Origin of the sequence: Thiocystis violascens DSM 198, from assembly GCF_000227745.2 — a bacterium.
Lineage (GTDB): Bacteria > Pseudomonadota > Gammaproteobacteria > Chromatiales > Chromatiaceae > Chromatium > Chromatium violascens.
Genome location: NC_018012.1, coordinates 4,774,841 through 4,796,011 on the forward strand (window position 1 = coordinate 4,774,841; position 21,171 = coordinate 4,796,011).

Sequence of the window (21,171 nt, forward strand, 5' to 3'; positions counted from 1 at the left end):
AAAACATGGATATTGACGAGCCCCGCGCCATCATCCGCGACGCCTGTCGTGGTCTCAGTAGAGCCGAACTGATCGAGGTCGTTGACTGCCTGGAGGCCGACTGCCGGTTCGTATCTCACATCTCCTTGCGGCAGGTAGTCCACAAGGTACGAAGAAACACCCTGGTCCGTCGCTACCAGATCGCACTGAATGATTACGACCTCCTGGACTTCCGCTTCCCGGAAGATCCCGTCGAGCCTGCCGCGGTGCTCGCTTATTTAGAGTCCGTGAGGGCAAAGGATGCCAAGTGGAAGCACGTCGAGCGACTCCGCGACAAGATCATGGCGACCTTCAAGACGTAGCCCGGCAGACGAAAACGACGGGGCTTCACGCGCCGAGGCCGATGAAGCCCGGCACGCATCGCATCCCGACGGGCTACTGCCTGGACAACTTGTGCGCTCTGGACCGGAGTTGTTTTAAATTGGCGGCCGTCGCCTTGAAATGCTCGATCTGACGCAGCACCAGGTCGATGTCCACCTCCCGGAACTCGCGGCGGAACTGTTCGGGGTTGACCAGGTAGTGCTCGGCCAGATTCTCGTTCGGCGCCACCCCCTCGACCGCCCGGCGCAGCGCCCAGTAATAGGCTTCCAACTCCTGGAGATAGGGCTCCAGGCGTTCCTTGCGATAAATAGCCATGAGGACTCCGCAATCATGATCATGACGACACAGACCAACCAGGACCAGTGTGCCGGCGCACGCATCGCGGCGCTGCTGCCGATCATGGACGAACGCTATGCCCGCCTCAAGGGCACGCTCTCCCAGGCCGCCGCCGGTGCCGACATCCCCGACTGGCGGCTCGACCTGGAGCGCGCCGATCTGGCGACGGTGCTGGAGGTCATGACCCCGCCCCCGGCAGACGATGACGACGAGGAGTAGTGGAAGGGACAAGGGGCAAGCCTGTCCTGAGCCGGGTCGAAGGAAGCGGAGTCGAAGGGGAGCAAGGTTTCCTGAAGCCGTTCGTGGTGAGCCGGTCGAACCATGAACGGCTTCACGCGCCGAGGCCGATGAAGGCCCGGAGCGTGGGGGCGAGCGGACGCTTGGAGAGGGGAGGGGTACGTCAAAAACGTACCCCATCAATTTTGAGTTGGCTGATGACATCGACAAAAACGGCGGCCCCAAGTGGAGCCATCAGATCTGTAGGATGGGTAGAACGGCCATGGCACAGCGTGGCAGGATGAGCGCCGCGCTCGCTGGGCCGTGAAACCCATCGGGCCACGGCGTTGGCAGGAACTAAGTGACCACTCACGGGGAGCCGGTATGACACAAGGCTGGAAAAACTGTCCGACGTGCGGTTACCAATGGCTGCCTGCTGATGACGTGCAAGATCTGCAATGCCCAACCTGCCGAGCGGCAGGCGTGAAGATTCGGGCAGGATCTGATGCGCGTGCGCCAAGCAACAGTCCATTCGCTCGCTTCAAGCTTTGGTATCTGCTGGTTGCCATCGTGTTGATCGCGGGGTTCTATTTCGGGTGGGAAAAATGGACCGCAATAAAAAAGCAACAGGATCTCGATGACGCGGCGCAGAACCTTTCTCAGGCAATCGAGGCCGCGCAGGCTGTGATTGATAAAGAAATCGAGACCCTTGATGAGGAAATTCGTGCGGGGCGTGAGCGGCTGAAAGCTGCTATGCAAGCGGAAGCGGAAGACCGGCGCATGTTACGCGAACTAGAGCGCGATAATTTTGAAAGAAAAATCCGCGAGATTGATCGCAATTCTCAAATGAGGCAGTGAAAAGGAGTACGCACATGAAGCGGTCTATCGTAGCGCTGGTTGGGATGATCGTGGTGGGGACAACTCAGGGGGCGGGCGTTTATCGCTGCACCAGCGCGGCTGGCGAAGTGATTTACTCGGATGCCGTGTGCATGGATAGGCCGGATCGTGCAGCCGTCGCAATCGACCCGCCGTCGAGTGACTTACGCGGCTATCCGATAAGCGACATGCGCAACATAGTCGTAGGGATTGACGCAAACCAGCCTGGAGCCGCCCTCATGGTGAGCGAAGGAACTTGGATGGTTCATGGCGATAACTGGCAAGTTGCCAGCCAATACTCCAAGGTCCATTGCATCAAGCTTCATCCCGGCGATTACAGTCTCCAGGCAGCTTGTATGCGCAATGCCGCAAGGGGGTTTGACGAGTTGCGCGGAAACTACGACATGCCGCCCCAGATAGCCCAGCAAGCCAAAATCCATTGCATTCGGATGCACCCAGAAGATTTCTCGATCCAGGCGGCCTGCATGCGCAACCAGTCTCGCGGCTATCGCGACATGCGATGACGAAAAGCTTGCCCGTCCGTGCCAAATCAGCCGCCAAGGAGGGCGGGTAAAAACCTTGACCGCCAGCGGGGAACGTGGTTATCTATCGCTGTCGCGCCACCTGCGCGACCGGGATTGACAGCCCGGAATCCTAAGGCGCGTAGTGCCACCAGCGTCAGGCGCATTTTTTGTGCCCGCACGTTTATGGTGGGCTGTGCGAGGAAGCCGCAAGGCTTGCCGGTTCCTTGGGTCCGGTCTGTCAACCTCGCACGGTCCGCCGCCATTCTGATTGACAGCAGACGGCGGACTCCTGACCAAACCCAAGGAGCCTGTTATGTCCGACCTGATCCTGCTCCCCGCGAGCGCCATCACCCTCAAAGACGGCCAGCCCGTCACCACCAGCCTGATCGTCGCCGAGACCTTCGGCAAGCAGCACTTCCATGTCCTGCGCGACATCGACGCCCTCGACTGCTCCCCGGAATTTGCCAAATCCAATTTTGGATGCGCTGATTTCATTGACAAAAACGGCGATCCCCGGCGCATGTTCGAGATCACCCGCAACGGCTTCATGTTCCTCACCATGGGCTATCGCGGCCCCAAGCCGGCGCGCATCAAGGAGGCTTACATCGCCCGTTTCGACGCGATGGACGCGCAACTGCGCCAGATCCCGACCGGCGTCGGTGAAAAGACCATCGGCCTGTCCCGCTATGCCGAGCTGCTGGAAGCGGAAAACGCCCTGCTCAGGCAGCGCCTGCCTGCCCCCCTTGTCTCGGTTGCCCCATCTGCCCCGGTCAAACCCGGCCCGCGCCTCGTCACCCCCGAGGAGGCGGCCGAGATCGTCGACCGCTTCACCGCCGGGGAATCACGTTACGCCATCGGCAAAGCGCTCGGGCGCAACTCCAAGACCATCAACCGCATCCTTGCCCGCGCCAACGCCGACCACGCGCCGCAGATGGCGCTGCGTCTCCTGGAGGGAAAATCATGACCAACCACAGCCTCCAACTCGCCCACGCCGCCGCCGACAACGCCGTTGCCCGCGCGCGCCACGAGGTCGCCCAACTGCGCGACCGACTCACCGCCGCGCAACGCCGCCTGCGTGCCGCCGAGCGCACCCGCGACGCGGCCCGTCTCAACTGGCTGGCGGTACGCGATGCGTACCCTACTTGGGCGGTGGCCGACCCCGTCGGCACCATTGACGCCGCCCCGTCCGGAGCGGTTCAATTGACACCTCGCACCAACACGGCCTGGGAGGGCGCGTCATGCAATTAATGATCGATTTGGGTCAGAGCCCGCGCCTCATCGACGATCTGGGCATCATCGCCGATTGTTATGCGGCGGTGGATGACCTGCTGACCGGCGTGCATATCCAGGAACGCGAGCGCGAACGCATCGCCACCCTGCTCAACGTCCTCGGCACGCTCCAGCGCGGGGCCATCGATCATCTGCGCCAGACCGGCACCGAGCGGCTGGCGGCGGTGGAGGAGGGGTTGCGCGTCTGCGTCTGCGCCTGATCGCGCTCGGCGCGTGAAGCCGTTCGTGGTTCGACCCTTCGACAGGCTCAGGATTCACCACGAACGGCTTCAAAGGAGCTTACCCCTTGCTCCTTGCTCCTTGCCCCTTGCCCCTGACAACCGCCCCCACTGAACCCCCGCAGCCTCCCAGCGCGGGGGTTTTTTTTGGACACTGACGGCTCCCGACCAGGAGCCGCCGCCCATGACCGATCATTCCTCCACCGATCCCTCGGCTGATTTTCAGGACGCGCTCGCCTGGGGCGCGCACGTCTCGCCCGCCTTCCGCCAGCGCGTCGCGCGGCTCTGCCGCAACCTCGGCTGGCCGCCGCCGTTCGCCTCGCTGCTCATGACCTGCATGAAATTCGAGAGCGGCAATTTCTCCCCTCGCGCCAAAAACCCCGCCAGCAGCGCCACCGGGCTGATCCAGTTCATGGCCTCCACCGCCGTCATGCTCGGCACCAGCACCGCCGCCCTCGCGCGGATGAGTGCGCTCGAACAGCTCGATTACGTCGAGAAATACTTTCGCCCGTTGGCTCCGCGCGTGCGCACGCTTGAGGATATGTATCTCGCCATCCTCTGGCCCAAGGGAATCGGCAAGCCCTTGGCCTGGGTGCTGTGGGCAACCGGCACGCGCGCTTACGCCGCCAATCGCGCGCTCGACCGCAACCGCGACGGGCGCGTGACCAAGGCAGAGGCGACCGAGCACCTGCTCCCCCTGTTGCGCAAAGGTTTGCGCCCGGAGAACGCCTGGATACCGGGAAAAACCCCCCCGGGGCCGCGCCGATGAGCGCCTCCGTCGACCGGGCGGACGCGCCCGCCCCCAAACCCTGGTGGCAAAGCCGCACCATCGTGGCCATTGGCGTCAGCCTGGCCGCCAAATTGGCGCTGCTGGCCGGCGTCGAGATCGAGGTTCAGGATGTCACGGAAATCGCCTTGTTGGTCCTGGCGCTGGTCGCCGACATCGGCGGGATCTGGGGCCGCAACCGCGCCCGCCGCCCGATCCGCTGGCGCGCGCCTGCCCCGGTGCCTGCTGACGCTGACGCTCCTGCTCGCGAGCGGATGCACGGCCATCCCCTGGAGCAACTGTCGCCCGACCCTGGACGGCCTGCCGCGCGCGATTGGTTCAGTCCGCGCGGCCCCTTCGATGACCAACATTGACCTGACCGCGCTACGCCCCGGCGTGCGCTGTCCCTGGTAGGGGCGAATTCATTCGCCCCGGTCACGCCAAATGCCATCGCGGGCGAATGAATTCGCCCCTACTGGAGCTGATATGAATGCCGTCTGGATCAACCTCATCGCGGCCATCCTCCGCCGCTTGTTCGATACCGCGCTCTGGCAGCATCTGCTGACCCTGATCCTGGCCGCTGACGCCAGCGATCTGCCCGGCGCCGAGAAGCGCCAATGGGTGCTGAATCAATTGCACGCCCTGCCGGAGTCGTATCGGCAGGCGCTGGCGTCGGTCGCGCCCTGGCTGCTGAATCTGGCGCTGGAGGCCATCGTCGCGTCGTTGCGGGCGAAGGCATCATGAACCCGCGCCCCATCGACCAACTCATCATCCACTGCTCGGACTCGCGCAACGGGCGCTGGATCGACGCCGAGAGCATCGACCACTGGCATGCCGAGCGCGGCTTCCTGCGCGCGCCCGAAGCCGTCGCCGCCCATGAACCCACGCTCCGCCATCTCGGCCACCACTGGCTCATCTATACCAACGGCAGCCTGCGCCCCGGCCGCCATCCCGACGAACCCGGCGCACCGCGCGCCGCGCGCGGCCATCAGGCGCTCAACCTCTGCCTGATCGGGCGCGACGCCTTCACCCCGGCGCAGTGGACCAGTCTGGCCGTGCTGGTGGACCGACTGCTCGCCGCCTATCCCCAGGCGCGCGTGCTCGGTCACCGCGACAGCGCGCCCGAGGGCTGGTGCGAGAGCGAGGGCGTGCGGCGGCGCTGTCCGCGCATCCAGACTTGCCCCGGCTTCGACGTTGCCGCCTGGCTGGCCGGCGGGCGCATCGCGCTGCCCGACCATCTGTTGATCCCGCGCGAGGACTGCTGCTGATGACCAACGACCACCTGCTCCTGCTCGGCGAGATCAAGGGCCGCCTGGACCACATCCAGAACGATCAAGTCGTCCTGATTCGCAAGATCGACGCCATCGACGGGCGTCTGCGCACGGTCGAGACGCGCTCGGCGATCAACGGCGCGGTCACCGGCGGCGTCATGGCCGTCGGCATCGCCTTGATCAAGAGCGCGCTCACCGGAGCCTAGCGAGCGATGAAATGCGCCCCCGAGGCCCGCAAGCGGGCGCGCGACGCCTATGTGCATGAGCGCCAGACCCTCCTGGGCGCCGCCCAGGCGGCCGGGATCAGCCTCGGCACCGCCAACCGCTGGAAGAAAGCCGACAGCGGCACCAGCAAGGATTGGGACAAGGCGCGCGCCGCCGCCTCGCTCAGCGGCGACGGCCTGCAAGCGGTCGCCATGGCGGTGCTGGAGGACTACCTGTTGCAACATCAGGCGACGCTGGCCGCGCTGCGCGATCCCGCCACCGAGATCGGCCCCTTGCAGCGTGCCGAGGTGTTGAGCCGGCTCACCGACTCCTTCCATAAGGCGATGGCCGCTCACGCCAAGCTCAGCCCCGAACTCTCGCGCCTGGCGATCGCCATGGAGGTGATGCAGCGCATGGCCAACTTCGTGCGCGCGCGCTATCCCCAGCACACCAACGCCTTTCTCGACATCCTGGAGCCCTTCGGCGAAACCTTGGGAGACGCCTATGGATAGCCACGCACCGCCCCCGCCCGCGCGTCGATGACCAAGCTCAGCGCCCGCCAGTTTCAACGCGACCTCGGCGACTTCGCCGCCGAGCTGCGCCGCAAGATCGAAGCCGAGTGCGACGGCTTCGTCCTCGACCCCGCCGCCAGCGTCGCGCGCCGCGCGCGCGCGCACGCGGACTTCGGGTTTTTCTGCGCGACCTACTTCCCGCACTATCTCAAGCACGCCCCGTCCAGCCTGCACCAATATCTGTTCGCCCGGCTGCCGGCGCTGGTCAACGATCCGCGCTCCCAGACCGACGCCATCGCCGCCCCGCGCGGCGAGGCCAAATCGACCCTGGTTAGCCTGCTGTTCGTGCTCTGGTGCGACCTGACCGCGCGCAAGCACTACATCGTGCTGGTGATGGACGCCTTCGAGCAGGCCGCCGTGCAGCTCGAATCCGTCAAAGCGGAATACGAATATAACCCGCGCCTGTCCGCCGATTTCCCCGCCGGCGTGGGGCGCGGGCGGGTGTGGCAGAACGGCGTCATCGTCACCCCGCGCGGCTGCAAGATCGAGGTCTTCGGCTCCGGCAAGCGCATTCGCGGGCGTCGCCATGGCCCCCACCGCCCGGATCTGGTGATCGGCGACGATCTGGAAAACGACGAGAACGTGCGCAGCCCCGAGCAGCGCGACAAGCTCCAGTCGTGGCTGACCAAATCGGTCATGAAGCTCGGCGGCGCCGGGGTCAAGCTGGACGTGCTCATCGTCGGCACCATCCTGCACTACGACTCGGTGCTCGCGCGCCTGCTGGAAAACCCGCTGTGGCGCGGGCGGCGCTTCAAGGCGCTGCTGCGCTGGCCCGACCGCATGGATCTGTGGGACCGCTGGGAGATCGTCTACCGTCAGGAGGGAGACGCGGCCGCCCAGCGGTTTTATGACCAGAACGCGACCGCCATGCAGACCGGCGCCGAGGTGAGCTGGCCGGCCGGGCGTCCGCTGTATGACCTGATGATCCTGCGCGCGCGCGACGGCCACGCCAGTTTCGACAGCGAGTTACAGAACGATCCGATTAACGCCGAGAGCGCGTTATTTGGCACCGTCACCTTTTGGGTCGACCGCCGCGACGACTGGCTGTTCTATGGCGCCTGCGACCCCTCGCTCGGCAAGACCGGCGCCTCGCGCGACCCCAGCGCCATCCTCATCGGCGGGTACTGTCGCGCGACCGGCATCCTCGACGTGGTCGAGGCCAGCATCCGCAAGCGCCTGCCGGACCGCATCATCGAAGACATCATCGCCCTGCACCGCGAGTATCGCTGTCTGGTGTGGGGCATCGAGTCGGTGCAGTTCCAGGAGTTCCTGCGCACCGAGCTGATCAAGCGCAGCGCCCAAGCCGGCTGTCCGGTCCCCGCGCGCGCCATCCTGCCGCATGCCGACAAATTGCTGCGGATCGAAAGTCTGCAACCGCATGTCGTCAACGGCCTGATCCGCTTCCATCCCAGCCAGACCACGCTCCTGGAGCAGTTGCGCCATTTCCCCGCCGCCGATCACGACGACGGCCCCGACGCGCTGCACATGCTCTGGACGCTGGCCCTGTCCTCCGGGGCGGGCATCGCCGCGCAAGCGACCGGACAGCGCCGTTTCGGGGTGTCCGCCGAACGCGACGCGCGCGACCAGCCGCTCACCCAGACCGGCTGGGGCACCGTCGCCGGTTGGTTCGGCGATCTGCTCGATCGCCGATGACACCTGACACCTGACACCCGACGCCGCCCTTATGCTGACCCACCTGAAACGCCTGATCGGCTTCGCCGAGCCCAAGCGCCCCGAGGCGCGCGAGATCGCCTCCACCCTCGACGGGCGCGACATCACCCGCGGCTACGTCGACCCCCTGATGCTGCTGCTGCCCCAGGACGACATCCTGGTCGAGCGCGGCGCCAATGCCCCCGGCTTCTACCGCCAGATCCTCAGCGACGCCCAGGTCGGCGCGACCCTGCAACAACGCCGCCTCGCCCTGCTGCGCACCGAGTGGCAGGTCATCCCCGGCGGCGAGACGCGCGTCGACCGCCAGGCCGCCGCCCTGATCGAGGAGACCCTGGAGCGCATCCGCTGGGATGCCGTCTGCGCGGGCATGCACTACGGCGTCTTTTACGGCCACGCGGTGGCCGAATGTCTGTGGGCGCGCGAGGGCAGTCGCATCGTGCTCGACGCCGTGCGCGTGCGCGACCGCGCCCGCTTCGGCTTCGACGGTGCCCAGCGCTTGCGCCTGCGCACCGCCAGCCAGTCCAACGGCGAACTGTTGCCCGAGCGCAAATTCTGGAACTTCCGCACCGGCGCCGATCACGACGACGAACCCTACGGTCTGGGGCTGGCCCACTGGCTCTACTGGCCGGTGCTGTTCAAGCGCGCCAACATCAAATTCTGGTTGATCGCCGCCGAGAAATTCGGCAGCCCCACCGCCATGGGCGTCTTCCCGCCCAACGCCACCGCCCAGGAGCGCCAGCAGTTGCTGGCCACCCTGCGCGCCATCCAGACCGACGCCGGGGTGATTCTCCCCGAGGGCATGACCATCGAGCTGCTGGAGGCCAAGCGCGCCGGCGGCACCGACTATCCGGCGCTGTGCGCCTACATGGACGCCGCCATCGCCAAGCTGGTGCTGGGGCAGGTGATGACCAGCGAGGCGGTCGGCGGGCAGTACAAAGCGGAGGTCCAGGACCAGGTCAAGGACGACCTGGTCAAGGCCGATGCCGATCTGATCTGCGACTCGTTCAACCGGAGCGTCGTGCGCTGGCTGGTCGATTGGAACCATCCCGGCGCGGCCTATCCCAAGGTCTGGCGTCAGGTGGACGACGCCGACAACATCCCGCCCGAGGCGCTGAACGCCTTTGCCATGGGGATCGACCGGCTCGCCGCCCTCATGCCGATCCCCGCGTCGCATATCTACCGGGTCACCAAGATCCCAGCGCCGGCGGGCGACGAGCCGGTGTTGCAGTCCATTGCCGCCACGTCCGCCACGTCCGCCACGTCGGGCGCCGTCCCCGAAGCCACCGAGACCCCCGACGCGCCCGACGAAGCGACGCCGACCGATTTCGCCGAGCCCGGCCGCGCCGACGCCCAGGATCTGATCGACACCGAGGGCGACCGCGACCCCGGCTGGGACGCGGCCATGACCGCGTTACTCAAGCCCCTGTTTGACGCCCTGGCCGACGGCTTAACGCCCGAGGAGATCCTCGGGAAAATGGATGAATGGTATCCGGCGATGAACGATGACCAGCTCACGGCCCTGCTGACCCAGGCACTGGCCGCCGCCGACACCATCGGACGCCTGGAGGCCCGCGATGACTGACCCGCAACCCTGTGCCCACTTCGTCAACGCCGACGGTCATGCCCTGTGTCTGGTCGGACGCAACCCGACGCTCGATGGCTGCGGTCGCGGCTGTCCCGCCTATCTGCCGGACAGCGAGCGCCAGCCCTGCGAGGTGTGGACCCGTGTCATGGGCTATCACCGCCCAGTGTCGGCCTTCAATCGCGGCAAGCGCGCCGAGTACGACGAGCGCCGGCTGTTTTTGGAGCCGCATTAATGGATGCCGCCGCCGTTCCCGCGCTGGGGCGCGTTTACTTCGCGGTCGCGCGCTGTCAGCGACATCGATCATGTCAGGCGGCGCGCGAGGGAGACAATCGGTCGCTGTTGGTCAGCCCCGACTTCGGTTCGCTCCCGGCGCTGGAGGTCTGGCTGCGTGATTTGCCAATGCGCGCCAGGTGCTGCCGCTGGTGCGATAGACCGATCGCCGCGCGACAATTCGAGCGGCGCTATTGCGATGACGGCGAGCGGTATTCGCACCGGATCGAGCCCGACAGGACATAATGGACGCATCCCTTCGCACGCTCTTCCAGCTTCCCCCAGAGCAGGCCATCCGCTACCTGGAGGCCAAGGGCTATTCGCTCACCTGGAACTGGTGGGAAATGCAGCGCGAGCAGCACGCCCGCGCCTTCACCGTCGCCAAGCTGGCCAAGCTGGATATCCTGCAAGACATCCGCGGCGCCGTCGAGACGGCCCTGAAAGAGGGCAAAACCGAGCGCTGGTTCCGGAAGGAGTTGGAAGACACCCTGCGCAAAAAAGGCTGGTGGGGCAAACAGGTCGATGTCGACCCCGTGACCGGCGAGGCCCAGCTCTACCAGGCCGGCAGCCGGCGCCGACTCCAGACCATCTACCGCACCAATTTGCAGACGGCCTATATGGCGGGACGCCAGAAGCAGTTCGACGCCGAGAAAGCCCGCGCGCCCTTCGTCCAATATCTCGCCGTGATGGACAGCCGCACCCGTCCCGCCCATGCCGCGCTGCATGGGCGCGTGTTTCGGCTGGACGATCCGGCGTGGGACACGATCAGCCCGCCCAACGGCTTCAACTGTCGCTGTCGTGCCCGCAACCTCAGCCAGCGCGAACTCGACGCGCGCGGGCTCAAGGTCGAGACCGACGCCCGCGTCGAAGAACGCACCCCGCCCGGGCGCCCTCCGGTCGACCCGCGCACGGGCGAAACCCCCGCCGACTGGCGCCAGCGTGGCGTCTCCATCCCCGACCCGCTCAGTCCCGGCGACCGGAAATACCTGTGGGCGGACATGGGGTGGGATTACAACCCTGGACGCTCTGCGCCATGGGGCGACATCGATCTCTGGAGTCGCGTGCGCGCGACTCTGCCGACGGAGCTTGCCGCGCAAGCCTTGCGCGAGCACGCCTTGCATCCGTCGCGCTTGGCCGCCTTCGACGACTGGGTCGAGGCCGTCTTCCGGCAGGATGGCGCGCGCGGGCTGGAGTGGGTCATCGGCTATCTGGCCCAGGCGGATGTCGATTATCTCGCCGGCAAAGGCGTCCAGATCGCCAATGGCGCGGTCGTGCTGGACGATGGGCGGCTTGTCGGCCCCAAGGCCAAGCGGCATGAGCGTTCCGGTGACGCGCTGACGCCCGACGAGTGGAAGCAGGTGCCGCGCCAGTTGGCCGAGCCAGAGGCCGTGCTCTACGACAAAGAGAACGGCACGCTGCTGTATGTCCTGCCGAGCCCGGACGGGCGCGCGGCCAAGATCGTGGTCGAGGCGAGCCGGATCGAGAAGAAAAAGCCCGCGCACGAATCGGTGCGCACGGCCTTCAAGGTCACGCGCGGCGCGCTCCAGGCGGGGATTGACGGACGGATGTATGACGTTGTTCGCGGGGCGCTGAAGTGAGGCGCGGAGGGCCGGACGTCCCCTCATACCGGGCCGGCGCCAATGGCGCCCCCGCCGCGGGCACTCCGAAAATTTCCCGCTGTCGCGCCTCGCTTGGAGCATAGCACATGACCGACCGCGACCCCTGCCACGCCTGCCCCCATCTGGTCACCCGCCCGCCGCTCGCGCCCTGGTGCGCGCGCAACGCCCACTACGGACAGGTCGGCTGCGTGCGTCCGGCGCGTCGCGTCGCGCCCGCCCCGGCGGTTCGGCGAGGACGCCATGACTGAGTTCAGCGTCCGGATCGACGACCGCGCCCTGCGCGCGACCCTGGAGCGACTGCTCGACCGGGTGCGCAATGCCTCGCCCGCGATGGAGGATATTGCGCGGGCGCTGCGCAACCATGCCGAGGATGCCTTTCAGAACGAGCGCTCGCCCTTCGGTCCCCGCTGGGCCGATCTCCAGCCCGCGACCCAGGCGGCCAAGGTCGACCGGCAGGGCACCCCCACCCGCCGCGGCGCGCATCCCATTCTTCAGGTCTCCGGCCAGCTTGCCGTCAGCCTGTCCAGCGCCGCCGGTCCCGACTGGGCGTTAGTTGGCGCCGGCAAGGTCGGCATGGCGAAGGAGTATGCCGCCACCCACCAATTCGGTCGCGGCGCGACCCCCGCGCGGCCCTTCCTCCCCGTCGACGCCGCCGGCACCCTGCCCGCGCCCGTGCGCGAGGAGCTACTGGCGATCCTCAGCGACTATCTGCGCGAGGCGTAGAGACAAGGTCGCCTTGTCTCGACAACGCCCCCGCGAAAACCGCCCCTGTGAGCCGTCCGCCACCAGACCCGCCACCGTCCTACCGCCCAAACCGCCCCGCGCGCGTCTACCCGCGTTAGACCCGCGTTAGATTCGATTTCCGGGGCCTGCTCTCGCCGCCCCCTTCGGCTTCGCTCAGGGCAGGCTTGCGACCGTCGCCCGATTGCGCGACAGTAGAGACAGGGCGCCGCCTTGTCTGATGCTCTCGTTCACTGCCGGATAGGCAGCCAAGGAAATCATGCTCGGCCACGGACGGTCTTCCCCCTGCGCCCCCGCAACCTATTGTGCACATCGCCCGCCGTCGATCATGGCGGCATGAGCGACACGACCAACCCAATCGAAATCTTCCGCGCCGGCACCCACACCGCGATGAACGGCGTGACGCTGACGTTTTCCGAAGCGGACCTGGACGCCACGGCGAACGCCTATGGTCTCGCCCGGCATGCGGCCCCCATTGTCGTCGGACATCCCGCAGCGGATGCCCCGGCGTATGGATGGGTTCGCGCCCTGACCCGCGCGGGCGACGTGCTGCAAGCGCACCCCGAACAGATCGATCCGGCGTTCGCCGAGCTGGTCAACGCCGGGCGCTTCAAAAAGATCAGCGCCTCCTTCTATGCGCCCGACAGCCCCGCCAATCCCGCGCCGGGCGTCTATTACCTGCGTCATGTGGGGTTCCTTGGCGCCCAGCCGCCCGCCGTCAAGGGCTTGCGCGATGCCCGCTTTGGCGAGGGCGAGACCGGCATCCTCACCCTGGAATTCGGCGAAGACATCGCCGAGCCCCCGACCGTTCCTGACCCCCTGGAGTCCCCCATGCCCGATCCGACCGTCCCCGATCCCGAGATCGCCGCCCGCGAAGCGGCGCTCGCCGCCCGTCAAACCGATCTCGACGCCCGCGAGGCCGCGCTCGCCGCGCAGGAAACCGCCGCGCGCGTCAAGGCCGATACCGACTTTGCCGAGGGCCTGATCGCCCAGGGCCGCCTGCTGCCGAAAGACCGCGCCGGCCTCGTCGCCTTCCTGGCGACCGTGCCCGCCGAGGCCGCCCTGGCCTTCGGCGAGGGCCAGGACGCCTTTCAAGGCGCCAGCGCCGCCTGGCTCAAAACCTTCCTGGCGAGCCTCCCGGTCCAGGTCGATTTCAGCGAACGCACTGCCGGCGAAGCGTCCCTCGCGCCGCCCCGCTTCAGCGCCCCCGAGGGCGTCCAGGTCGACCCCGCGCGGCTCCAGCTCCACGCCCGCGCGCTCGCCTTCCAGGAAGCCCATCCGGGCGCGACCTACACCGATGCCGTGCTGACTGTCAGCCAGGAGCGCTAACCCATGCAACGCTTTCCGATCTTCACCCGCACCCTGACCCCGCTCGGCACCGTCAACCCGCACCGCTTCGTGCGTGCCGACGGCGCCCAGGCCGGGGCCAATGACATCCCGCTCGGCATCAGCCCGCCCGACATCCAGGAACGCTACGCCGCGACCCTGCTCGGCGACGAGATCCTGGAAGCCGGCGAAGCCTTTAGCGCCGGCGAACTGCTCGCCCCCAATGCCGACGGCAAGGGCATTCGCGCCGCGACCGGCTATGCCATCGCCATGGACGACGCCACCGCCGCCGGCGATCTGATCACCGTCATGCTGTTGCAGCCCGGCAGCCCGCGCCCGGTCTACGTCAGCGCCAATGGGGCCATCAACCCCACCGGCGTGGTGTTGGTCACCGGCGGCACCGGGTTAGCGGGCCTGACCCTGCGCGCCCCGTTGCCCGACGAACAGGTCACGATCCGCGTCAACACCCTGACCAGCGGCTCCGTGGTGCTCACCGCCGCGGCCGGCATCACGCTCGGCGGCACCCACAACACCGCGACCTTCGACGCCATCGGCGAGGAACTCATCCTGGCCTATCAGGACGACGCCACCTGGGACGTCCTCAAAAACACGGGCAGCGTCGCCCTGACCACGGTTTAACCGGAGCCTGACCCATGCCACTGAACACCCAAAACGCCCGCATCGTCGATCCGGTCCTCACCAATCATGTGCGCGGCTACAAAAACCCCGACGTGCTGCGCATCGGCGCGGTGCTCTTCCCGCGCGCACCCATCGCCAAGCGCGGCGCCAAGATCGTGAAATTCGGCAAAGAGTCCTTCCGCCGTCATCCCACCGAGCGCGCGCCTGGCGACCGCATCCGCCGCGTGCGGGTCGGCTACACGTCCGACAGCGTCAATCTCTATCAGCACGCCCTGGCCGGCGAAGTCCCGCGCGAGTTGCTGCGCGAGACCGAAGGGGTGCCCTCGGTCAACCTGCAACTGCGCGCGATGAACCTCCCCGCCGAGATCATCGAGCGCGAGAAGGAGCTCAAGGCCGCCGCCATCGCCAGCGCGACCGCCAGCTATGCCAGCACCCACCGCACCAAATTGGATGGCGTGAGCCGCTGGAACGGCGGATCGGCGGCGATCGGCGCCGACGTCGACGCGGCCCAGGACGTCATCCGCGCCAAGACCGGGCGGCGCGCCAACGTGCTCGCGGTCGGCCCCCAGGTGGCCCGTCGCCTGCGCCGCGCCCCGGCGATCATCGCCAACTACTACACCGGCAACGAGCGCCCGGACCGCGTGAGCGATGCCCAGATCGCCGAATTCTTCGGCGTGACCCGCGTCGTCGAGGGCACCGACACCGTGGTCGACGGCAAGACCGAAGACGGCGGCGACTTCGCCGACATCTGGGGCAACGTCGCCATCCTCGCCTATGTGCCCAGCGTCACCGGCGACGGCGACATCGAGGTGCCCAGCTACGGCTACGAGTACTACCTCGACGGCCACCCGCTGGTCGAGCCGGGCCGCTGGGACGCCGACACCAAGACCTGGGTCTATGACGTGATCGACGAGTATCAGCATGTGCTGACCGGCATGGACGCGGGCTTCCTGTTCACCAACGTGATGGATCTGACGGCCTAACCCATGCGCCAGCAATCCCATGCCGTGGCCGCCGGCGCCAGCCTGATCCTCGCCCCCGGCGGCGCGCCCTGGTCGCTGTCGGTGCTCCCGGAAGCGGGCGCGACCGTGACCCTCGCGGTCACGGCGACGCCCGCCAGCGCGGTCGGCGCCGACGGCGCTGGCGCCGCCTGGCACCCGCTCGGCGAGCCGTTGACCGCGGAGACGCTGATCGTCTTCCCTGGTCCGGTCACGGCCTTGCGCGTCAGCGCGGCCGGAGCGGGCACGACCGTGGAGTTGATCAGCGGATGAGCATCGTGATTCAGGGGTTTTATGGCGCGAGCGCCGGCAGCGGCGCGGGCGTCACCGATCACGGCGCGCTCGCGGGTCTGGCCGACGACGACCACGCGCACTATCACACCAACGCCCGCGGCGACGCGCGCTATGCGGCGCTGGCGCATGCACATGCCGAGTTAGCGTTGGCGGCGACCGCGATCCAGCCCGGCACTGTTCAGTCATTCAGCGCCATCCAGACCTTCGCAGCCGGACTCGCGGGCGGCTCAAACATCATCGCCGACGCCGGAGACGCGCAGACGATTCTGCTCGACGGTCGGGTACATGTGCTCACGCTGACTGAGCCGTGCGCGATCACGATCACGCCAACCGGATCGGCCTATTCGTTTGCGCTGATTGTGCTGATTCAGAACGGAGCAGGCGGCTATGACGTGACCTACACGAACAGCCCGAAGCCAATGGATACGCAGGCGCTCAATACCGCCGCAACTAAACATTCCGCATTCGTTCTCTGGACGCCGGACGGCGGGACGACGTATTACCGCAACGGTGCGGGAGCGGAAACATGATCTTTCCGCAGATGATGAGGCCGCGTGTTTCCGCTATGCCGACAGGGGCACGCTATTGGAGGCTAATAATTACGAAAACGGCAGGTGCGACCGACTATGTATCCGTTTCGGAATGGCAATTGTATTCTAGCGGCGTTGTTGTCTCTCAGAGTAAATCGATAACTGCAAACAAACCAAGCTATGCAGCATTAACACCTAATAATATCGTCGATGGAGAAACTTATTTTAATAGCTCAGCGAGTCGCTGGATGGTGCCCGTCACCAACCTTCCGGTTACGGCTACGATAGACCTTGCGGGCTCTTTTAGTATCGAAAGAATTGTTTTAATCGGCAATACCAGCGTTAACGCGCTAAGAGTGCCAAAGGCGTTTCAAATCGAGTCGTCTCAAGACGGGGCGAGTTGGGGCCTGATCGCGGATGTCGCGAACGCCGGCATGACGAGCGGAAACGGGTATACATGGGAGCTGACGTTATGACCCAATACGCCCATATTGATAACCCCATCCCGCAGAAACTCCCGCACGAATTCCAGCACGCGGGCGGACTCACGATGGGCCTGGACGCGATGTCCGACGAGCGCCTGGCCGAACTCGGCTGGTATCCCGTGCGGTACGAACCATTAGAACCCGGCGCGTTGGGCTATGCGCCCATCGAATTGATCGGGTCAGAGTTCGTCATCGCGTCCTTGCCAGGTGATCTCGCCGTGGCCGAACAGCAGCGGCTTGAAGAAATGACCTGCTCGAAGCTGCAAGCCAAGCTCGCCATCGCGGCCCTGGGGCTGGTCGCCGACTTCATGGCGTGGAAGGCCGCGCTCGATCCGGTGACGGACTTCGTGACGCTGGCGTTTCTGGAAGACGCGCAAACCTGGCGCCGACTTGACCCGACCTTCGTGGCCGCGATGACCGCGCTCCGCAAGACGGACGCCGAGGCCGATGCGTTTTTTGAGCTAGCGGTGACGCTGTGATCGCCCCCGCCGACCTCCTCACCCCGCACGGCGCGCGCGAACTAGCCCAGCTTGCCACCCCCGAGGGCGTGCCGACGCTCGACCCCGACCTGCTCGCCGCCGTGGTGCGCGGGGAGGAGGTCGATGGCGAGTGGGACGCCGAGGACATCGCCCAGGCGCATCTGGCGCTCGCGACCCTTCAAGCGGCCGTCGACACCGCCAATGCCCGCATCAACCGGGTCGCGCTCGGGCGCGTGCTCAGCGCCGACGAGCAGGGCATGCTGCACACCTATGCCCTGGACATCGCCCGCTGGCGACTCTATGACGACGGCCAGTTGCCCGAACTGCACCCGGTGCTGCTGCGCTATCGCGAGGCCGTGCGCTTTCTGGAGCGCGTCGCCGACGGGCGCGAGCCGCTCGGCCAGGCGACCGCCGGCACCGCGGGCCTGGCCCAGGCCAGCGCCCCCGTGCGCCAATTCGACGCCGACACCCTCGCCGCTTACCGATGAGCCAGATCCTCGCCCTCGAACCCCAGCTCCTGGCGCGCCTGAGCGCGCGTCTGCCCGCCGGCACCGTGGTCGACAGCTCGCCCGCACTCGACGAACTGCTGGACCTCCAGGAGCGCCCGCTGTCGCTGTCCGCCGTCTATGTCATGTACCTCGGCGCCCAGCCGCTCGGCGACAAACCCGCGCCCCGCGCCGGGCTACGCCTGCTCGAACGCTGGGCCGTGATCGTCGCCTACCGCGACCGCGCCGGGATCGTCTCCGGCGCCCCCGCGCGCGCCGGGGCCGGCCCGCTGGCCGATGCCGTGCTCGACGCCCTGCACGGCTGGCAACCGGCCGAACGCACCAGCCCGGTGCAATTTGCCGCCCTGCTTCAACCCGTCTATTCCGCCGGGCTGCAACTGCTGCCGCTGGCCTTCACCCACGAAACCGCACGCCACTGCGGCGCCTAACGAGAAAATCAACATGGCTTCCAGCGACTTCCTGTTCTCCGGCGATCTCTACCTTGATCGCAAAACCGACGCCGGCGCCTCCACCGGCTATTTGCCCCCGATCGAGGCCGGGCAAATCGCCATCGAGGAGACCACCGAACTCAAAACCATCAAGAGCAAAAAGCGCGACACCTACGGACAGGTACGCCGCACGGTCTCGCTCAAGCAGCCCTCGAAGATCAAGGTGACCTTGAACGAAGTCAGCGCCGAGATTCTGGCACTGGCGCTGCTGGGCACCGCCGATGCCCGTAGCGTGGCGGCGGGCACGGTCGCCAGCGGCGCGCCGACCGAGGTCACCCTGATTCCGGGGCGGTTCGTGCAACTGCCGCATCGCCACATCACCCCGCATGTTGATGTGACCAGTCCTATCGTCATCGAAACCGACGAGACCACGCCGGTCGAGATTCCGCTCGCCGATGTGGAGATCAACCACCGCGCTGGCCTGATCCGCTACATCGGCGCCACGCTCACCGAGGCCACCGCCTGCACCCTGACGTACAAGCATGCCGGGGAGTCCGGGACGCGCGTCGCAGGCGGCGTCAAGCCGACCATTAAGGTCGGCATCATGATGGACATGAAGAACATCGTCGATGGCGAATCGGCGTTCCTGGTGATCGACGAGGCCACGCTGACCCCGACCTCGCCCGTGGACTTCATGGGCGACGATTTTCTCTCGGTCGAGCTGGAGGGCGAGCTGGTCACGCTCAGCGACAAGACCTCGCCCTACATCCTGGATCTGTTGACGGGCGGGTGATAGGCTGATCGCCGTTCCCCGCGTCAGCGGGGATGGACCGGGGCGCGACACCTACGGGCAGGTAACCGCGACACGTTCCCCGCGCTCGCGGGGATGAACCGTCCTCGCCCGATACCGTCGATATCGTCGCCGCGTAAGCCGGGGCAAGCCTGCCCTGAGCGGAGCCGAAGGGGGGCAAGGAGCAAGCCTGTCCTGAGCCGGGTCGAAGGAAGCGGAGTCGAAGGGGGGCAAGGAAGAAAGCATCCTGAGGCCGTTCGTGGTGAGCTGGTCGAACCATGAACGGCTTCACGCGCCGAGGCCGAAACGATGCGATCAACCAGTATTGCAAGGGGGCGGCAAAATACCGCCCCCTTCAAACCGCCGGCGGACTCCAGAAAACAAGGGCGTCGGGGATGGGTATCGAATTGGAACACCCATCGCCAAGTCCGCGTCAGCCACAATAAGGGGGTCACGGAACGCTACCCCCTTCGATCCGCCGGCGGCCAGTGCCAAATCAACCGCAAGATTGACAACCGCGCGGGTTTCGTGGTTTGCTTGGCGCCAAGAGGTGTCAGAACCTCGAAAGCTCTGTGCGGACCCGCACCCGAAAGCCCTGCGGTTTTTTTATGCCCAGCCGATTTTATGGCCGGGAGTGCGCATCGGATACAACACCCGCAAGGGGAAACATGCGCACGGTCTCACAGAGCCGTTCTGACCCTCCCGGCCGCCAGAGCCTTTCTGGTTTGTCAGAGTAATCTGTGGAAGTCATTATGTACGCCATGCAGCACCCGCTTTCCGCAACCCTCTATTTGGATGGCATCGCCATCCGTCAAGTCGACCGCGGCCTGTTCTGTATCAACGATCTGCACCGCGCCGCCGGCGGCAAGAAACGCGATCAGCCATCTAACTGGCTGTGTTTGGAGCAGACCAAGGCGCTGATCGACGAATGCGCCAAAACTGTCGCTGGCGGCTCGGACGGAAAACCCGGAACGGAATACGATCAACCGGTTAGAGTGATCCAGGGCGGCGACCCCGCCGCCCAAGGCACCTACGTCATCCGCGAACTGGTCTACGCCTATGCCATGTGGATCAGCCCCGCGTTCCACCTGCGCGCCATCCGCTTCCTCGACGCCGCCCTGCGCGGCGACACCGCGCCCCAGGCCGACGCCGACTGCGCCCGGTTGCTCCGGCTCACCCGCGAGGCCCTGCTGGAGATCGCCCCGCAACTGGAGATGGTCTTTCGCTGCGCCAACGCGGGCCTGACCAACGCCCAGACCGCGCGCGCCGTCGGCACCAGTCAGCGCCGCATCGAGCGTCTCAAAGCCCGCTTGCGCCGTCTCGGGCTGCTGCCGGAGGTGTGCGCGACGCCCAGCAGCCAACTCGACCTCTTCGCGGAGGCCATCTAATGAACCTCACAATCGACCTCGGCGGCAGCGACAACCCGCTGGACGATCTGGAGCGCGTCTCCGACTGCTTCTCGGCCCTCGACGACCTGCTCCAGGGCTGCCACCTCCAAGACCCCGAGCGCGAGCGTCTCGCGGTCCTGATCGCCACCCTCACCCTGCTTCAGCGCGCGGCCCTCGACCATCTCCTCGACGCGCGTCTTGCATCGTCGCGTCTGCATGCGGTAGCCTGACGATCCCCGTCGAGACAGGGCATGCCCTGTCTCGACAGCGCCTACCGCTCCCAGAACCTTCCCGCTGAACCCTCGCAGCCTCCCGGCGCGGGGGTTTTTCGTCGATGCTGTCGGCATTCCCCACTGCCCACAGCCGCCCATGCGCACCCACAAAACCCTCGACCTCGACCCTGGCCGCGCCGTCACCGTGCGCGAACTGCGCGTGCGCGACGTGCGTCAGATCCTCGCCGCCCTCACCCCCGAGCAGGCCAAGCGCCCGCTGCCCGAACTGATCCGCGAGCACCTGCCGGATCTGTTGGCGCTCTTGGGCGATAGCCTGACCTTGCCCGACGGCGAGGTGCTGGACGATCTCAGCCTCTCGGAGTGCGAAACCCTCGGGCGCGCCTGGTGGGAGCTGCACCAGCGTTTTTTCGCCCCGCTGCTCGCGCTCGCGCGGGCGCACGGCACGCCACCCGCGACCTCGACCGCGCCTGTCTCCTCCTCGTCGAACGCGGCCATGGCGCCATCTACGACTACGGCTGGGGTCTCTGGCTGACCCTGCTTGAGCTGACCCGCGAGC

34 protein-coding genes are annotated in these 21,171 nt (G+C 66.6%); 33 read left to right on the top strand and 1 reads right to left on the bottom strand.

Features of this window, described 5'->3' with window-relative positions:
- The first annotated feature begins 5 nt into the window (after positions 1-5).
- Positions 6-341 (top strand): hypothetical protein, encoded by a 336-nt coding sequence (locus tag THIVI_RS21270; protein WP_014780584.1) that lies wholly within the window; start codon positions 6-8, stop codon positions 339-341.
- Between the two features lie 73 nt (positions 342-414).
- Here THIVI_RS21270 and THIVI_RS21275 read toward each other — a convergent pair whose 3' ends face one another.
- Positions 415-675, bottom strand: a complete 261-nt coding sequence (locus THIVI_RS21275; protein ID WP_014780585.1) for a hypothetical protein — start codon at positions 673-675, stop codon at positions 415-417.
- Positions 676-690: 15 nt separating this feature from the next.
- Between THIVI_RS21275 and THIVI_RS21280 the strand changes: the two genes are divergently transcribed.
- The 32 genes from THIVI_RS21280 to THIVI_RS23125 all read left to right on the top strand — a co-directional run bounded on the left by THIVI_RS21280 (position 691) and on the right by THIVI_RS23125 (position 21,147).
- On the top strand, positions 691-915 hold the full coding sequence (locus THIVI_RS21280; RefSeq protein ID WP_014780586.1) for a hypothetical protein: 225 nt from the start codon (positions 691-693) through the stop codon (positions 913-915).
- A gap of 381 nt (positions 916-1,296) precedes the next feature.
- Positions 1,297-1,770, top strand: coding sequence for a hypothetical protein (locus THIVI_RS21285; RefSeq protein ID WP_014780587.1), 474 nt, complete (start codon positions 1,297-1,299; stop codon positions 1,768-1,770).
- A gap of 14 nt (positions 1,771-1,784) precedes the next feature.
- On the top strand, positions 1,785-2,312 hold the full coding sequence (locus THIVI_RS21290; RefSeq protein ID WP_014780588.1) for a DUF4124 domain-containing protein: 528 nt from the start codon (positions 1,785-1,787) through the stop codon (positions 2,310-2,312).
- A gap of 313 nt (positions 2,313-2,625) precedes the next feature.
- Entirely contained in the window at positions 2,626-3,276 is a 651-nt protein-coding gene (locus THIVI_RS23115) for a Rha family transcriptional regulator (protein ID WP_014780589.1), read from the top strand.
- A complete protein-coding gene (locus THIVI_RS21300; RefSeq protein ID WP_014780590.1) occupies positions 3,273-3,560 on the top strand; it encodes a hypothetical protein in 288 nt (95 codons plus the stop codon). Before THIVI_RS23115 ends, THIVI_RS21300 begins: the two co-directional genes overlap by 4 nt.
- Positions 3,551-3,802 carry a hypothetical protein gene (locus THIVI_RS21305; RefSeq protein WP_014780591.1) on the top strand — a complete coding sequence of 84 codons (252 nt, stop codon included), beginning with the start codon at positions 3,551-3,553 and terminating at the stop codon, positions 3,800-3,802. Before THIVI_RS21300 ends, THIVI_RS21305 begins: the two co-directional genes overlap by 10 nt.
- A gap of 202 nt (positions 3,803-4,004) precedes the next feature.
- On the top strand, positions 4,005-4,589 hold the full coding sequence (locus tag THIVI_RS21310) for a lysozyme family protein (protein WP_014780592.1): 585 nt from the start codon (positions 4,005-4,007) through the stop codon (positions 4,587-4,589).
- Positions 4,586-4,960: a hypothetical protein gene (locus tag THIVI_RS21315; protein ID WP_014780593.1), complete on the top strand. Its 375-nt coding sequence runs from the start codon at positions 4,586-4,588 to the stop codon at positions 4,958-4,960. The genes THIVI_RS21310 and THIVI_RS21315 overlap by 4 nt, the downstream gene beginning before the upstream one ends.
- A 112-nt stretch (positions 4,961-5,072) precedes the next feature.
- Positions 5,073-5,330 carry a hypothetical protein gene (locus tag THIVI_RS24960; protein WP_014780594.1) on the top strand — a complete coding sequence of 86 codons (258 nt, stop codon included), beginning with the start codon at positions 5,073-5,075 and terminating at the stop codon, positions 5,328-5,330.
- Positions 5,327-5,854: a peptidoglycan recognition protein family protein gene (locus THIVI_RS21325; RefSeq protein WP_014780595.1), complete on the top strand. Its 528-nt coding sequence runs from the start codon at positions 5,327-5,329 to the stop codon at positions 5,852-5,854. Before THIVI_RS24960 ends, THIVI_RS21325 begins: the two co-directional genes overlap by 4 nt.
- Positions 5,854-6,063 carry a hypothetical protein gene (locus THIVI_RS21330; RefSeq protein ID WP_014780596.1) on the top strand — a complete coding sequence of 70 codons (210 nt, stop codon included), beginning with the start codon at positions 5,854-5,856 and terminating at the stop codon, positions 6,061-6,063. The genes THIVI_RS21325 and THIVI_RS21330 overlap by 1 nt, the downstream gene beginning before the upstream one ends.
- 6 nt (positions 6,064-6,069) lie before the next feature.
- On the top strand, positions 6,070-6,573 hold the full coding sequence (locus tag THIVI_RS21335) for a DUF1804 family protein (protein ID WP_014780597.1): 504 nt from the start codon (positions 6,070-6,072) through the stop codon (positions 6,571-6,573).
- Between the two features lie 27 nt (positions 6,574-6,600).
- Positions 6,601-8,286: a phage terminase large subunit gene (terL, locus tag THIVI_RS21340; protein WP_014780598.1), complete on the top strand. Its 1,686-nt coding sequence runs from the start codon at positions 6,601-6,603 to the stop codon at positions 8,284-8,286.
- A 31-nt stretch (positions 8,287-8,317) separates the two neighbouring features.
- Entirely contained in the window at positions 8,318-9,886 is a 1,569-nt protein-coding gene (locus tag THIVI_RS21345) for a DUF935 domain-containing protein (protein WP_014780599.1), read from the top strand.
- A 103-nt stretch (positions 9,887-9,989) separates the two neighbouring features.
- A complete protein-coding gene (nrdD, locus tag THIVI_RS25935; RefSeq protein WP_041447838.1) occupies positions 9,990-10,121 on the top strand; it encodes an anaerobic ribonucleoside-triphosphate reductase in 132 nt (43 codons plus the stop codon).
- Positions 10,121-10,405 carry a hypothetical protein gene (locus tag THIVI_RS21355; protein ID WP_014780601.1) on the top strand — a complete coding sequence of 95 codons (285 nt, stop codon included), beginning with the start codon at positions 10,121-10,123 and terminating at the stop codon, positions 10,403-10,405. Before nrdD ends, THIVI_RS21355 begins: the two co-directional genes overlap by 1 nt.
- Positions 10,405-11,757: a phage head morphogenesis protein gene (locus THIVI_RS21360; protein ID WP_014780602.1), complete on the top strand. Its 1,353-nt coding sequence runs from the start codon at positions 10,405-10,407 to the stop codon at positions 11,755-11,757. The genes THIVI_RS21355 and THIVI_RS21360 overlap by 1 nt, the downstream gene beginning before the upstream one ends.
- A gap of 107 nt (positions 11,758-11,864) precedes the next feature.
- Positions 11,865-12,026 (top strand): hypothetical protein, encoded by a 162-nt coding sequence (locus tag THIVI_RS25170; protein WP_014780603.1) that lies wholly within the window; start codon positions 11,865-11,867, stop codon positions 12,024-12,026.
- The gene (locus THIVI_RS21365) at positions 12,019-12,501 is read left to right on the top strand and encodes a phage virion morphogenesis protein (protein WP_014780604.1); all 483 of its coding nucleotides are present in this window, start codon (positions 12,019-12,021) and stop codon (positions 12,499-12,501) included. The genes THIVI_RS25170 and THIVI_RS21365 overlap by 8 nt, the downstream gene beginning before the upstream one ends.
- A gap of 354 nt (positions 12,502-12,855) precedes the next feature.
- Positions 12,856-13,848 carry a hypothetical protein gene (locus tag THIVI_RS21370; RefSeq protein ID WP_014780605.1) on the top strand — a complete coding sequence of 331 codons (993 nt, stop codon included), beginning with the start codon at positions 12,856-12,858 and terminating at the stop codon, positions 13,846-13,848.
- 3 nt (positions 13,849-13,851) lie between these two features.
- Entirely contained in the window at positions 13,852-14,484 is a 633-nt protein-coding gene (locus tag THIVI_RS21375; protein WP_014780606.1) for a capsid cement protein, read from the top strand.
- Between the two features lie 14 nt (positions 14,485-14,498).
- On the top strand, positions 14,499-15,467 hold the full coding sequence (locus tag THIVI_RS21380; protein ID WP_014780607.1) for a hypothetical protein: 969 nt from the start codon (positions 14,499-14,501) through the stop codon (positions 15,465-15,467).
- Positions 15,468-15,470: 3 nt separating this feature from the next.
- Positions 15,471-15,755 (top strand): hypothetical protein, encoded by a 285-nt coding sequence (locus tag THIVI_RS21385; RefSeq protein ID WP_014780608.1) that lies wholly within the window; start codon positions 15,471-15,473, stop codon positions 15,753-15,755.
- A complete protein-coding gene (locus tag THIVI_RS21390; RefSeq protein ID WP_041447139.1) occupies positions 15,752-16,306 on the top strand; it encodes a hypothetical protein in 555 nt (184 codons plus the stop codon). Before THIVI_RS21385 ends, THIVI_RS21390 begins: the two co-directional genes overlap by 4 nt.
- Entirely contained in the window at positions 16,303-16,782 is a 480-nt protein-coding gene (locus THIVI_RS24970; protein WP_157174536.1) for a discoidin domain-containing protein, read from the top strand. Before THIVI_RS21390 ends, THIVI_RS24970 begins: the two co-directional genes overlap by 4 nt.
- Positions 16,779-17,270 (top strand): hypothetical protein, encoded by a 492-nt coding sequence (locus tag THIVI_RS21400; RefSeq protein ID WP_014780610.1) that lies wholly within the window; start codon positions 16,779-16,781, stop codon positions 17,268-17,270. Before THIVI_RS24970 ends, THIVI_RS21400 begins: the two co-directional genes overlap by 4 nt.
- Entirely contained in the window at positions 17,267-17,758 is a 492-nt protein-coding gene (locus THIVI_RS21405) for a phage protein Gp36 family protein (RefSeq protein WP_014780611.1), read from the top strand. Before THIVI_RS21400 ends, THIVI_RS21405 begins: the two co-directional genes overlap by 4 nt.
- Entirely contained in the window at positions 17,755-18,204 is a 450-nt protein-coding gene (locus tag THIVI_RS21410) for a phage tail terminator protein (protein ID WP_014780612.1), read from the top strand. Before THIVI_RS21405 ends, THIVI_RS21410 begins: the two co-directional genes overlap by 4 nt.
- A 13-nt stretch (positions 18,205-18,217) precedes the next feature.
- Positions 18,218-18,997, top strand: coding sequence for a phage tail tube protein (locus tag THIVI_RS21415; protein ID WP_014780613.1), 780 nt, complete (start codon positions 18,218-18,220; stop codon positions 18,995-18,997).
- A gap of 737 nt (positions 18,998-19,734) precedes the next feature.
- On the top strand, positions 19,735-20,382 hold the full coding sequence (locus tag THIVI_RS23120; RefSeq protein WP_169315586.1) for a KilA-N domain-containing protein: 648 nt from the start codon (positions 19,735-19,737) through the stop codon (positions 20,380-20,382).
- On the top strand, positions 20,382-20,612 hold the full coding sequence (locus tag THIVI_RS21425; protein ID WP_014780615.1) for a hypothetical protein: 231 nt from the start codon (positions 20,382-20,384) through the stop codon (positions 20,610-20,612). The genes THIVI_RS23120 and THIVI_RS21425 overlap by 1 nt, the downstream gene beginning before the upstream one ends.
- 139 nt (positions 20,613-20,751) lie before the next feature.
- On the top strand, positions 20,752-21,147 hold the full coding sequence (locus tag THIVI_RS23125; RefSeq protein WP_014780616.1) for a hypothetical protein: 396 nt from the start codon (positions 20,752-20,754) through the stop codon (positions 21,145-21,147).
- Positions 21,148-21,171 lie beyond the last annotated feature (24 nt).